Source organism: Rhodanobacter fulvus Jip2, from assembly GCF_000264315.1.
In the GTDB taxonomy this organism is placed as follows: Bacteria; Pseudomonadota; Gammaproteobacteria; order Xanthomonadales; family Rhodanobacteraceae; genus Rhodanobacter; species Rhodanobacter fulvus.
Window position 1 is genome coordinate 54,526 of the sequence record NZ_AJXU01000059.1, and the last position, 12,214, is coordinate 66,739.

12 protein-coding genes are annotated in these 12,214 nt (G+C 64.2%); 9 read left to right on the plus strand and 3 right to left on the minus strand.

Annotation, left to right across the window (positions count from 1 at the left end; all coding sequences use genetic code 11):
• Positions 1 to 9: 9 nt before the first annotated feature.
• Complete coding sequence (locus tag UU9_RS13660) at positions 10 to 936, minus strand: DMT family transporter (protein ID WP_007082350.1); 927 nt, start codon at positions 934 to 936, stop codon at positions 10 to 12.
• Positions 933 to 3,041, minus strand: a complete 2,109-nt coding sequence (locus UU9_RS13665; protein WP_007082351.1) for a glycoside hydrolase family 36 protein — start codon at positions 3,039 to 3,041, stop codon at positions 933 to 935. Before UU9_RS13665 ends, UU9_RS13660 begins: the two co-directional genes overlap by 4 nt.
• A 113-nt stretch (positions 3,042 to 3,154) precedes the next feature.
• On the opposite strand from UU9_RS13665, the gene UU9_RS13670 reads away from it, so the two are divergent.
• Positions 3,155 to 4,276: an amidohydrolase family protein gene (locus UU9_RS13670; RefSeq protein WP_007082352.1), complete on the plus strand. Its 1,122-nt coding sequence runs from the start codon at positions 3,155 to 3,157 to the stop codon at positions 4,274 to 4,276.
• Between the two features lie 16 nt (positions 4,277 to 4,292).
• On the opposite strand, the gene UU9_RS13675 is transcribed toward UU9_RS13670, so the two are convergent.
• Positions 4,293 to 5,072 (minus strand): DeoR/GlpR family DNA-binding transcription regulator, encoded by a 780-nt coding sequence (locus UU9_RS13675; protein ID WP_007082353.1) that lies wholly within the window; start codon positions 5,070 to 5,072, stop codon positions 4,293 to 4,295.
• Positions 5,073 to 5,209: 137 nt separating this feature from the next.
• Here UU9_RS13675 and UU9_RS13680 point away from each other — a divergent pair, with 137 nt between their 5' ends.
• The 8 genes from UU9_RS13680 (at position 5,210) to UU9_RS13715 (ending at position 12,187) form a co-directional block, all read left to right on the plus strand.
• The gene (locus UU9_RS13680; RefSeq protein ID WP_007082354.1) at positions 5,210 to 8,062 is read left to right on the plus strand and encodes a TonB-dependent receptor; all 2,853 of its coding nucleotides are present in this window, start codon (positions 5,210 to 5,212) and stop codon (positions 8,060 to 8,062) included.
• A 242-nt stretch (positions 8,063 to 8,304) separates the two neighbouring features.
• A complete protein-coding gene (queD, locus tag UU9_RS13685; protein WP_040671057.1) occupies positions 8,305 to 8,673 on the plus strand; it encodes a 6-carboxytetrahydropterin synthase QueD in 369 nt (122 codons plus the stop codon).
• Between the two features lie 239 nt (positions 8,674 to 8,912).
• Positions 8,913 to 9,290 carry a phasin family protein gene (locus UU9_RS13690; RefSeq protein ID WP_007082356.1) on the plus strand — a complete coding sequence of 126 codons (378 nt, stop codon included), beginning with the start codon at positions 8,913 to 8,915 and terminating at the stop codon, positions 9,288 to 9,290.
• 243 nt (positions 9,291 to 9,533) lie between these two features.
• Positions 9,534 to 9,899, plus strand: coding sequence for a hypothetical protein (locus tag UU9_RS13695; protein ID WP_040671059.1), 366 nt, complete (start codon positions 9,534 to 9,536; stop codon positions 9,897 to 9,899).
• A gap of 3 nt (positions 9,900 to 9,902) precedes the next feature.
• Positions 9,903 to 10,721, plus strand: a complete 819-nt coding sequence (gene atpB / locus UU9_RS13700) for a F0F1 ATP synthase subunit A (RefSeq protein ID WP_007082358.1) — start codon at positions 9,903 to 9,905, stop codon at positions 10,719 to 10,721.
• A gap of 67 nt (positions 10,722 to 10,788) precedes the next feature.
• Positions 10,789 to 11,082, plus strand: coding sequence for a F0F1 ATP synthase subunit C (atpE, locus tag UU9_RS13705; protein WP_007082359.1), 294 nt, complete (start codon positions 10,789 to 10,791; stop codon positions 11,080 to 11,082).
• Between the two features lie 101 nt (positions 11,083 to 11,183).
• Positions 11,184 to 11,654: a F0F1 ATP synthase subunit B gene (locus tag UU9_RS13710; RefSeq protein ID WP_007082360.1), complete on the plus strand. Its 471-nt coding sequence runs from the start codon at positions 11,184 to 11,186 to the stop codon at positions 11,652 to 11,654.
• A gap of 2 nt (positions 11,655 to 11,656) precedes the next feature.
• Complete coding sequence (locus UU9_RS13715; protein ID WP_007082361.1) at positions 11,657 to 12,187, plus strand: F0F1 ATP synthase subunit delta; 531 nt, start codon at positions 11,657 to 11,659, stop codon at positions 12,185 to 12,187.
• Positions 12,188 to 12,214 lie beyond the last annotated feature (27 nt).

Sequence of the window (12,214 nt, forward strand, 5' to 3'; positions counted from 1 at the left end):
GGGCTCCGGTCAGGGAAGGGGAGCGGGTGGATCGCGTTCGGGTTCGAGCACCAGCAGCAGCGACGCGATCAAGGCAAACACCAGGCCAACGATCTTCAGCGGGCCGGGTACGACGCTGGCAAAAATCAGTGACAGCACGGCGGTGACCAGCGGCGCACCCGCATTGGTCAGCGGCGCCACCACGATCGCCTTGCCATGGCGGAACGCGTAGACGAGGGTCAGCGCGCCGATGGCATTGAGCACCTGGATGCCGGCGGTCATCCACGGGCCGTCCAGGCCCATGTTCACCGGCTGGCTCCAGTCGGTCATCGCCAGCGCCGCCGGCGCCAGCAGCAGCGCACCCACGGTCATGTAGAAAAAGATGCTTTCCGCCCGCACGGTGTCGTTGGCCAGGCGCATGAAATACGCCTGCAAACCCCACGCCAGCATGATCAGCAGCGACTGCAGGAACCAGCCCAGACCACCGTCGGCACTGCGGCCGAAGGACAGGTCCAGCATCGGCAACGCCACCAGCGCCAGCACGATGCCCGCCGTGCCCATCCAGCCCGTGCGCTCGCGCAGAAACAGGAAGGACAGCGCGATGGTGACCACCGGCGACAGCGAGATGATCGGAAACACGAAGTACGCCGGCCCGATCGTCAAGGTGTGGAACAGCAGCATCTGGCCGCCGGCACCGAGCAGGCCGATGGTCATGCCATAGGCGATCGCGCGCGGTGAACGTTCGAGCTTCCAGCCGCTGCGCCACAGGATGTACAGCGCCGGCGGGATCATGGTCAGCGCCCACACGCAGTACACCAGCGTGTCGGGAAACCCGTGCTCGGCGGACAGCGGCGACAACGCGCCCCACACGCCCCACAGCGCGACGGTCGCCAGCGCGAAACCCAGCCACGGTCGGCGCGGCGAGGTGGCGGTGAGCGCCACGGCCGGCACACTCATGCGCGCGCCCCGATGGGCGTGGCCTGCAACAGCACGAAATGCTTGAACGCCACGTGCAGCTTGCCGGCGTCCGCCTCCACCTCGCCCAGGTCGACCTCATTGAACAGATCGCGCACGCGGTAGCGGCCCGGCGCCAGGCCGCGCAATGACACGGCACCGCTGAAGGAGTCGGCGTAGAACGTGTAGTACATGGCCCCATCCTTGGCGATGGCGTGCGCCTCGGGCCGGTCGAAGCCGATGTCGTAAAGCTCGCCCCGGTATTCGCCCTTGGGCAGCATGTGCTGCTTGTACAGCGCCACCCACTTGCGCCACAGCGCCTCGCGCTGCGGATTGAGCACCAGCCCGCCCGGCGGCAACGGTTCGGAGGGATGCTCGGTGTCCTTCGGCCAGGTGAACTTGGTCGAGACCACCGCGCCGATACCCACGCTGGAGGCAAAGTCGTCGCCGCGATCGGACAGCTCCACGTGATCGCCCGCATAGCTGCTGCGCGAACCCATCAAGGCCTTCATCGACTTGCCCTTGCTGCGCACCTGCCACGACGAGGTCGGGTCGGAGGCGGGGTACTGGTCAGTGGCCGGCAGGTTGTGGAAGTCGAATGCCGTGCCGCAGGGACAAAGCTCCACCACCGCCTGCGGATTGGCTTCGTGGATGGCGTCGTAAATGGCCTTCCAGAACGTGGCCAGTCCCTCGACCGAATCGCTGGGATGCGCATGCTTGTGCGCGGGGTTGTAGCAGGGGGCCACGCTGTTGAGGTGCTGGCCGTCGAACTTGATGCCCTCGAAACCCCAGTCGCCGATGATCTTTTTCACCAGCGCCACGTAGAAGTCGACGGTGGGTTGATAGGCGGGGCATTGGGTCAGCGCGTTCCACCAGGTCACGGTCTGGAACGCGCCGCCTTCGTCCAGCAACAGCATGTCGGTGTGGTCGTGCAGCACATCGCTGCCCGGGTCCGCCGCCAGCGGAGCCACCCACAGGCGCGGACGCATGCCCTGGCGACGCACCTCGGCGGTGAAGGCGCGCATGTCGGCGTCGCCGCGTGGGAACTTGCGCTTGTCGATGCGCCAGTCGCCCTCGTTGGTCTGCCAGCCGTCGTCCATCACCACCCATTCGAAGCCCAGATCGCGGGCCTTGGGGAGGGTGTCCAGGATCTGCTTGATGGTGAAGTCGCGGCCGTAACCCCAGGCGCACCAGATCGGCGCGAACGCGGAAGCGGGCGCCTGCGGCGCGACCAGGCCTTCGGCCTGCATGTAGCTCTTGTACTGCTGCAACGGCGCGTAATGGTCGCCGCTGTGCACGGCAAGCAGGGTGCGCTCGGTGATCAGCGTTTCGCCCGGCGCCAGCGTGGACTCCTGCATCAACTCGACCGCGATGTGCGCGCCGTTGGCCGTCTTCTTCACCGGCAGGTCCAGCGGCCGCACCACCGGCTCCACGTGGCCGACGGCGATGCCCACATCGCGGCGCCAGATGTTGGCCACCGGCGTGCCGCCGCCGTAATCGGACGAATCCATGGACAGCTTGTTGCGCTGATCGAAATCGGCACCCATCGGCTGCACCCAGTCGCGGCGGTCGGTGTGGGTGGTGCCGGAGAAGCTCCAGAAGCCGCCCGGCGCATCGGCCAGTTCGTGCGCGGCGTTGCGCCAGCCGGCGACCTTGAGCGGCGCGCTGCCGCTGTTGCGGTAGCGCGTCTGCAGCACGGCAAAGCCGGGCAGGCTGTCGAAGAACGTCACCGCCACCTGCTTTTCGACATGGCGGCTGGAGCGGCCGGTGACGATCAGCTGGCGGCCGGCGCCATGGCGCGGGTCGCGGATCGTTTCCTCGCGATGATCGGCGAGGGTGAAATCCTCCAGTGCGCCATCGGCCAGCAGCAGGCTTTCGCTGGGCTGGTAAGGCGTGATGGCGCCGCCTTTGACGAGCAGGCTGCTGTGGAGTTTGCGGTCGAAGGCAATGGTCAGGACGGTGTCCTGGGCCACCGCATCCGCGCCCGCCACCGCGCCGCCGCCCCGGATCGCGGCGGCCATGGCTTTCGGCAGGAGAGCCATGGCCATACCGCCGGCTACGCTGCCAGCGACCAGCTTCAATACCGTGCGGCGTCCCATCGGTTCCATGGCGAACTCCTGCAAAAGTGTTGTACCGATTCTGCGTCAGTGGTCGGTGTTGATGCAAGCGTTTCGTTTCGGTATGGTGCAAATATGTTTCGTTATGTAGCGAAGAGGATGTGATGAATCGAATTTTCCGCCATCTGATCGCCGGCGTGCTTGCGGCAGTGATTCCTTTGTCGATCGCGGCAGCCCCGAACCAGGTGGCGGGTGCCGGTGTTGCGGACACCTATTCGATGGCCGACTTTGCGCAGGTACGCAAGTACGACGCCCATTTCCATGCCAACAATGCCGACCCGGCGCTGCTGGAGCTGCTGCGCGAGGACGGTTTCCAGGTGTTGTCGATCAACGTCGACTACCCGGATTTCCCCAGCATCGCGCAGCAACACACGATCGCGCTGGCGCTGGCGGCGAAGGATCCGGCGCATTTCCATTGGGCTGCCACGTTCTCCATGAAAGGCTTCGGCACGCCGGGTTGGGCCGACAAGGTCGACGCGAAACTGGCGCAGGATGTGGCCAGCGGCGCGCTCGCAGTGAAGATCTGGAAGAACGTGGGGCTGGTGGAAAAGAACGCCGCCGGCAAGCTGATCATGCTGGACGACCCGGGCCTGGCGCCGGTGATCGAGCAGGTGCGTGCGCTGGGCGTGGCCTTGATCGACCACCAGGGCGAGCCGCGCAATTGCTGGCTGCCGCTGGATCAGATGACCACCGACAACGATCGCGAGTACTTCAGCAATCACCCCGATTACTACATGTACCTGCATCCGGAGATGCCCGGCTACGAGGATCTGATGGCTGCGCGTGACCGCTTCGTCGCCGCCAACCCGAAGTTGCGTTTCGTGGGCGCCCACATGGCCAGCCTGGAATACGACGTCGACCGGCTGGGGGCGTTTCTCGACCGTTTCCCCAACGCAACCGTCGACCTGGCCGCACGCATGAGCCAGGTGCAGTACCAGTCGGTGCGCGACCGCGAGAAAGTGCGCAACTTCTTCATCCGCTACCAGGATCGGCTGCTGTACGGCACCGACCTGACCTTCGGCCCGGACGCCAAGGCCGAGGAGTTCAAGCGCGAAGCGCACAGTGCGTGGACGTCCGACTGGCGCTATCTGGCCACCGGCGAAACCCAGCGGATCGACATGATCCACGCCGACGTGGCCGGCCTGGCGTTGCCGCGCGCGGTGATCGACAAGATCTACTACGCCAATGCGGTGCGGGTTTTTGCCGTGTCCCGGCCGGCTGATTGAGCGCGCCCGCCGGCCCTTACGCCAGCTGCAGCTTGAAGCCGAGCTGATGGCTGGCCTGGACGATATCTTCCGGCGCGTTGGTGTCCGTGATCAGCATGTCCAGCGCGGTGACCGGGACGATGCGATGCAGGCAGACCCGGCCGAATTTCGAGCTGTCGGTGATGGAAACCACCAGGCCCGCGGCTTCCACCATCTTGCGGTTGAGCAGCGCCTCGGGCTCGTAATGGGTGGTGATGCCGCGCTCCAGGTCGAAGCCGTCCACGCCCAGGAAAAGCTTGTCCACGTGCAGGGCGTCCAGCGCCTCGATGGTCAGCCCGCCGTAGAACGCCATGTTGCGGCGGCGCAGTTCGCCGCCGAGCATCACGATGTTGATGTTGTGCTTCGGCGCCAGCGCCGTCAGCACGCCGAAGTCGTTGGTGACCACCGTGATTTCCGCATCCGGCAAGGCCTTGGCCAGCTCGATGGCGGTGGTGCCGGAGTCGATGGCGATGGTGTCGCCCACATTGACCAGAGCCGCGGCGCAGAGGCCGATGCGGCGCTTTTCGTCCAGATGGGTGGTGCTTTTCGCTTCGTAGTTGGGCTCGGTCAGCGTGCCGTTGATGACGCCGCTGTCGATCGCGCCGCCATAAGCGCGCGACATCACCCCGCGTTCGGCCAGATAACGCAAGTCCTTGCGCACGGTCTGCGCACTCACGCCGAAGCGATCGACGAGGGTGGAGACCTGGACGCTTCCTTGCTGGCGGACGAGTTCGCTGATCTGGAGGCGTCGTTGACTGGTGTCGCGGGTCGCGGCCATGGAGTGTTCCGACGGGTGGGGGAAAGTATGCCGCATTTCGATATATTTCGCTATTGATACAAAACGAAACATGCTTTAGGCTCGATTTCGTTGTTTAGACGTTAGGCCCAAACACCCGCTTCCGAGGAGAGAACCCCGTGAATGCCGCATCCTTCCGCCAGAACATGTTGTTTTATGCCGTAGCGCTTGCCCTGTTGGCGCCGACGGTGGCTCTATCCCAGACTGTGCCGGGAAACACAAACGGGGCACCGGATTCGCAGACGCAGCCCGAGTCGACGGCTGCGACAAGCGATGACGCCGTCGCCCTGGGCTCCATCACGGTGACGGGCGTCCAGGCCAGCCTGGCACGCTCGGCCGACCTCAAGCGCTACGCGGGCACGGTGCAGGATTCCATCAGCGCCCTGGAACTGGGCAAGTTCCCCGACAACAACGTGGCTGATTCGCTCAGCCACATCACCGGCGTGGCCATTACGCGCACCGCCGGCGGCGAAGGGCAGCGGGTGAGCGTGCGCGGCCTGGGGCCGGAGTACACGCTGACCACCTTCAACAACCGCATCCTCGCCACCGACGGTGCCGGTCGTGATTTCGCGTTCGACGTGCTGCCCGCTGACGTGATCAGCGGCGCCGACGTGATCAAGGGCGCGCAAGCTTCGTTGACCGAAGGCGCGATCGGCGGCCTGATCAATCTGCGTTCGGCCAGCCCGTTCGACCAGAAGGGCACGCACGGCATCGTGCGGCTGGAAGGCGATCGCAACCAGATGTCCGAGCTCAACGGCCGCAAGCTCTCGGCCACCTTCAGCACCACCTTCGCCAACGACACCATGGGTGTGCTGCTTGGCGTGGTCGAAGCCAAGCGCAAGGACCGCACCGACGTCGCCGGCAACGACGGCGGCTGGACCCGCAACCCCGATCCCAGCGACCCGAACTGGGGCGGCAATGCCTGGGGCGGCAACATCGACCTCAATGGCAACGACGAGCTGGACCCGAACGAGTACGGCCTCATCGCCCCGGGCCAGTTCCGCGTCGGGTCGATCCTGGAAGACAAAAAGCGCAGTGCCTATTCCGGCAAGTTCGAGTGGCACCCGAGCGACACGGTGCGCATCGTGGTGGATGGCCTGAAGACCCGCCTGGATTCGCCGCAGGTGTCCTACCAGCAGTCGTATTACACGCTGTTCGCGCCGGGCCGCTGGTCGGACATGACGGTGAAGAATGGCATCGTCACCGACTTCACCATGAACAACCCGGACCCGGATCAGCGGCTCAACCCGGAGCTGCTGAACCAGACCGAATATCGCGTGGTCGACACCGAGCTCTACGGCCTCAACGGCGAGTGGAAGGTCACCCCCGACCTGACCCTGACCGGTGACGTCTACCGCTCCACCTCGAAGCGTCATTCGGGCGGCCAGGACACCTACGTCGTCCTGCGCATGAACAAGCCGAACACGGCGCACATCAGCCTGGGACCCAATGCGGTGCCCAATGTCGATATACAGTTCGACGACGGTCGCGATCTTGCCACCGGTCTTGCCAACAGTCAGTTCACCGAGTCCGACCTCAACAGCCATTACATGGAGCTGCGAGGCGACAACATTGACGACAAGATCACCGGCGGCACCGTGTCCGGCAAGCTGTTCATCGGCAAATTCGGCGTGGACCAGCTGCGCTTTGGCGTGACCCGCACCGAGCGCGAGAAATCGCGCGACCTGGTCAACAACACGCTCAACGGCGGCGCCGATTACTACGCCGACAACTACGCCATCAATGTGGGCGATCTGGGCGGTGATGTGATCTCGGGCACGTTCAACGTCCCGCATTTCATGGACGGCGTGCACAGCAGTTTCCCGCGCAGTTTCCTTGCCTTCGACGTACCCAATTACCTGGCGCATTTGCGGGCGTACGATGGCCAGCCGCGTCCGGGTGGCGGCACCTACGACTTCTCCATGGCGGCGCCGGCGTGGAACCCGCTGCAGAGCTACCGGGTCAGCGAGAAGACCAATGCCTTCTTCGTGGAGGCCGACATGTCGGGCGATCACTGGGATGGCGACGTGGGCGTACGCCTGGTCAAGACGAACACCACTGCCCAGGCGTGGGACGCCAAGATCCTCGGCATCGTCGAGAACGGAGCGTTCAACTACACCGCGACCTACGCGGCGCCGACGCCGATCAGCGAGGACGCGGATTACACCTATCTGCTGCCGTCGGCGAACTTCACCTGGCACTTCACCGACGACCTGCAATTGCGCGCGGGCGTGGCCAAGACCATGGCGCGCCCGTCGGTCGACACGCTGGCGCCGACCAACACCACCGAAAGCGTCTCCTGGGGCGAGTTCACCCAGATCTACGGCGGCAACGTGGATCTGAAGCCCTACACGGCGACGCAGGGTGATCTGTCGCTGGAATGGTATTTCTCGGACCACTCCATCGCCAACGTGGCCGTGTTCTACAAGCGCATCAAGAACCAGATCACCACCAGCTGGGAGCCGGGCCAGGACATCGGCGTACCGGGCTACCTGTTCAACGTGATGCGCCCGATCAATGGCGACTTCGCCAAGGTCAAAGGACTGGAGCTGGGCCTGCAGCACTTCTGGGACAATGGCTTCGGCGTGCGTGGCCAGTACACCCGCAACCTGTCGAGCAGTTGGGTGGATGGCGAGAAGCGTCCGCTCGAAGGCATCGCCCCGGCCACCTACTCGCTGGGCGTGATGTACGAAAAGGGCAAGTGGTCGCTGGGCGTCAACGCCGACCGTACTGACGGCTTCGTCTCCGCGATCAACGTCCTGGGCACCGGCTACAACGAACAGGCCGACCCGCTCACCTGGGTGACCGCGCACGTGTCGTACAACATCAACGACATGTTCAGCGTTTCCCTCGACGGCAACAACCTGCTGGACGAGGCGCAGACCACCAGTATCAACGGCAACCCACTGCTGACCCAGAGCTACTACCGCTACGGCCGCTCCTACACGCTGGGCGTGAGCTTCCGGTTCTAGGTGCCTGCTCCTGTGGGAGCGACTTCAGTCGCGATGCTTTTCGGTTTTGCTGCCTGCGTCTTGCCGGCTGTGAAGACAAGAGCATCGCGGCTGAAGCCGCTCCCACAAGGGCACCATGCTCCCGCCGCGGCCGATCCTCCCCCGGTCGCGGCGACGGCATGGGGCGCGTGATTGCGCAAGGACGCGCCGTCGCGGCGTTCCTCCGGAAACCAGGTCCGGCGATGCCGGCGGTACAATGCCGCATGGATATCTTCAAAGTCTTCAATGTCGAAGCCGCGCATCGCCTGCCGCATGTTCCGGCCGGCCACAAATGTTCGCGCCTGCACGGTCACTCGTTCCGGGTGGAAATCCACGTCAGTGGCGAGCCGGGTGTCGATACCGGCTGGGTGATGGACTTCGCCGACGTCAAGGCCGCGTTCGCGCCGATCCACGACCAGCTCGACCATTACTACCTCAACGACATCGAGGGGCTGGACAACCCCACCAGCGAGCGCCTGTCGATCTGGATATGGGATCGACTCAAGCCGGCGCTGCCGCTGTTGTCCGAAGTCGTGGTGCATGAAACCTGCACCTCGGGATGCCGCTACCGCGGGCCATCCGTCGCGCGTTGAGGTTTCGCGCCGGCAGGGCGCCACGCCGCCTGCGGTTTGCCGCGTCACTTCGATTTCCCTCGCCGCCTCGTCGACCCATTTGTGACGCGATGCGAAAGAGCGGGTTTCCATGGATAAGTACATGCGTTAACTGAATATTTTCCAACTGAGGCTGGGGTGGCTGAAGAAATATGTTGCAATGCACAAAGATTGCCGCTAATCTTTGCCTCACTACCCCATCCTCAACGAGGACTTAGATCATGACGCAGCAGATCAATCAGTTTTTCGACTACGCCAAACAGTTCTCCGACAACGCCTTCAAGGCGCAGACGCTCGCCCTGAAGGGCCTGCAGACGGTCGCCGAACTCCAGTTCAAGGAATTGCAGCGCCAGGCTGGCGCGACCGCCGATTTCGTTGCGGCCGTGCAGGAAACCCGTGACATCGACGGCCTGCGCAGCCTGTGGGAAAAGGGCGCCAGCGTGAGCCGCGAGAACGCCGAGCAGGCCGTTGCCGTGTCGCAGGAAGTGATCGCCATCTCGCAGAAGACCGCCCAGTCGCTGGGCGCCCTGGTGCAGGAACAGCGCCAGGCCGCGAATGACGCCGCTGCGCCGGTCGGTCGCAAGGCTGCCGCCAAGTAATCTGTAAAAACTCCCCCCGTGTGCGAGTCTTGGGCCGGACAGTTCCCCGCTGTCCGGCCTTTTCTTTGCCATCGATTCCCCGCTTGCAAACGGTTCGCGGACCGCTGCGCGGCAGGGGCGAAGAACAAAATGTCGCACCCCGGCGGCTTGTCGGTGGAATGCACCCACTGATATACTTCGCCGGATCGGATCGTGGCCCGTAGCTATCGGTGCCGCCTGGTGTAAACCGCGCGGAGGCCTTGCGTGCTCAACAGTCTTGCCACCGGTCGCCGTCTCGCATTGCGTACCTCGCTGCTGCAGCTTGCTGTGGCAGTTTTGGCCGGAGTGGCATTTCTGGCACAGGGACCTCGCGAGGCGATAGCGGCCGCTGCAGCTGCAACGATGGTGGCGCTGGGTACCGCGCTGTTCTCGGTGCGGTTTTTCAGTGGCTTGCACGGTGCGCGCATGGCGTTGAGCCGCTTGCTGACGGGCATGCTCCTGAAGTGGATCGTGATCGTCGGGGGGCTGGTCGTGATCCTGTTCCAATTCAAGTTGCCGCCACCGGCCGCCATTACCGGGCTGGTGGCTGCCTTCGCGGTTTATCTGCTGGCGTTCAGATTCAAGGGTTGAGACATGGCAAGCGAGCCGACTGGCGGCCTCACCGAATACATCCAGCACCATCTGACCCACCTCGTGCCGCATTCGAGTCCCGAGGGGTTTTGGGCGGTGCATCTCGATTCGGTCACGATCTCGCTGGCGCTGGGCGTGCTGTTCTGCCTGTGGTTCTGGCTGAAGGCGCGCAAGGCGACGGCCGGCGTGCCGGGCAAGGGCCAGGCGTTCGTGGAGATCGTGCTGGAGTTCGTCGACGGCCAGGTCAAGGACGTGTTCCATGGCGATCGTCGCGTGCTGGGCCCGCTGGCGCTGACCGTGTTCATCTGGGTGTTTCTGATGAACGCGATGGATCTGCTGCCGGTGGATCTGCTGCCGTGGATCACCGAGATGTTCGGCATCGGCCATTTCCGCGCCGTGCCCACCGCCGATATCAACATGACCTTCGCGATGTCGCTGACGGTGTTCGTGCTGATCATCTTCTACAGCTTCAAGGCCAAGGGTGCCGGCGGTTACATGCGCGAGCTGTTCACCGCGCCGTTTGGCAAGCATCCGCTGCTGTGGCTGCCCAACTTCGCACTGAACCTGGTGGAGCTGGCGTCCAAGCCGGTCAGCCTGGCGATGCGACTGTTCGGCAACATGTACGCGGGCGAGCTGGTGTTCATGCTGATCGCCGGCCTGTTCAGCGCCGGTGCCGGCCTGGCGGGCTGGGCCTTGTATGGCGCGGGCATCATCGGCTACACGGTGTGGGGCATTTTCCACATCCTGATCATCTCGATTCAGGCATTCATCTTCATGGTGCTGACGATCGTCTACATCTCGATGGCACACGATCACCACTGATCCGCGCACCTCGAATTCTTCGCTTCATCCGTTTTTGACTTCAGCTTGTATTTCTCAGGAGATCACCGTGGAACATCTCGTTCAGTTTGCACAAATCCAGGGCTTCACCGCTATCGCGCTCGGCCTGATCATCGGCTTCGGCGCGCTCGGTGCCTGTATCGGTATCGGCATCATGGGTTCGAAGTTCCTCGAAGCCGCCGCCCGTCAGCCTGAGCTGGTGCCGCTGCTGCAGGGCCGCATGTTCCTGCTGGCCGGCCTGATCGACGCGGCGTTCCTGATCGGTGTGGCGCTGGCGATGTACTTCGCCGTGGCCAACCCGCTGCTGGGTTCGGTGCTGTCGGCTGCTGGCGCGGGCCAGTAAGCAACGCTCTTCCGGTGGCACCGTTGCGGTGCCACCGTGTTTTCGGCCCGGCTGCATGAAGCCCGGGTCCGTTCCACTCCGTATTTACAGGTAACGCAGCGATGAATTTCAACGCGACCTTGATTGGCGAAATGCTTTCGTTCGCCATCCTGATCTGGTTCTGCGTCCACTTCATCTGGCCGCATATCACCAAGGCCATTGAAGACCGGCAGGTAAAGATCGCCGAAGGTCTGAGTGCGGCCGAGCGTGCGCACGCCGAGCTGAAAAGCGCCGACGTGAAAGTGCAGGCCGAGATCAAGGTGGCGCGTCAGCAGGCTTCCGAGATCATCGACAAAGCCCAGCAGCAGGCCAATCAGATCATCGACAAGGCCCGCGGTGATGCGGTTGCCGAGATCAACCGGCTGAAGGCCACCGCGCAGGACGACATCGCCTCGATGGCGCAGCGCGCCCGCGACCAGCTGCGCGAGCAGGTGGGTGCGTTGGCGGTGCAGGGTGCCAGCAAGATCGTGCAGCGCGAGGTTGATGCCTCGACGCACAAGGCCCTGCTCGACCAGCTCGCGGCCGAGATCTGACCATGGCGCAATCCGTCACTCTCGCCCGTCCTTACGCGCGCGCCGCTTTCGAAGTGGCGCGCGCGGCTGGCTCGCTGAACGCGTGGTCGCAATCGCTGGCGTTTGCCGCTGCGGTGGCGGGTGACGCGCGCGTGAGCGGCCTCGGCAACGATCCACGGGTACTGCCGTCGCAACTGGTGGCGCTGCATCTGCCCGCTGGCGTGGCGGTCGATGCGCCGTTTGGCCAGTTCCTGACCGAGATGGCCGAACAGCGTCGCCTGGGCTTGCTGCCTGAGGTGGCTGAATTGTTCGAGACGCTCAAGCGCGAATCCGAGTCGCAGCTGCTGGTCAAGGTGACCAGCGCGATGGCACTGGACGCGGCGCAGGCCGAGCAGTTGAAGGCGTCGCTGAAGCGCCGCTTCCACCGCGAGATCGAACTGGAAACCTCGGTCGATGCCACGCTGCTGGCTGGCGCGATCATCGACACCGGCACGGAAGTGATCGACGGCTCGGCGCGCGGACGTCTCGCGCAGCTGGCCGGCGCGCTGAGCTGATTTGACGCGAAATCCGTTTCGCGAAGA

Excerpts from the sequence above, each read along its gene's own strand:
- UU9_RS13660 (WP_007082350.1), bottom strand. The coding sequence starts at position 936 with ATGAGTGTGCCGGCCGTGGCGCTCACCGCCACCTCGCCGCGCCGACCG.
- UU9_RS13665 (WP_007082351.1), bottom strand. The coding sequence starts at position 3,041 with ATGGAACCGATGGGACGCCGCACGGTATTGAAGCTGGTCGCTGGCAGC.
- UU9_RS13670 (WP_007082352.1), top strand. The coding sequence starts at position 3,155 with ATGAATCGAATTTTCCGCCATCTGATCGCCGGCGTGCTTGCGGCAGTG.
- UU9_RS13675 (WP_007082353.1), bottom strand. The coding sequence starts at position 5,072 with ATGGCCGCGACCCGCGACACCAGTCAACGACGCCTCCAGATCAGCGAA.
- queD (WP_040671057.1), top strand. The coding sequence starts at position 8,305 with ATGGATATCTTCAAAGTCTTCAATGTCGAAGCCGCGCATCGCCTGCCG.
- UU9_RS13690 (WP_007082356.1), top strand. The coding sequence starts at position 8,913 with ATGACGCAGCAGATCAATCAGTTTTTCGACTACGCCAAACAGTTCTCC.
- atpB (WP_007082358.1), top strand. The coding sequence starts at position 9,903 with ATGGCAAGCGAGCCGACTGGCGGCCTCACCGAATACATCCAGCACCAT.
- UU9_RS13710 (WP_007082360.1), top strand. The coding sequence starts at position 11,184 with ATGAATTTCAACGCGACCTTGATTGGCGAAATGCTTTCGTTCGCCATC.
- UU9_RS13715 (WP_007082361.1), top strand. The coding sequence starts at position 11,657 with ATGGCGCAATCCGTCACTCTCGCCCGTCCTTACGCGCGCGCCGCTTTC.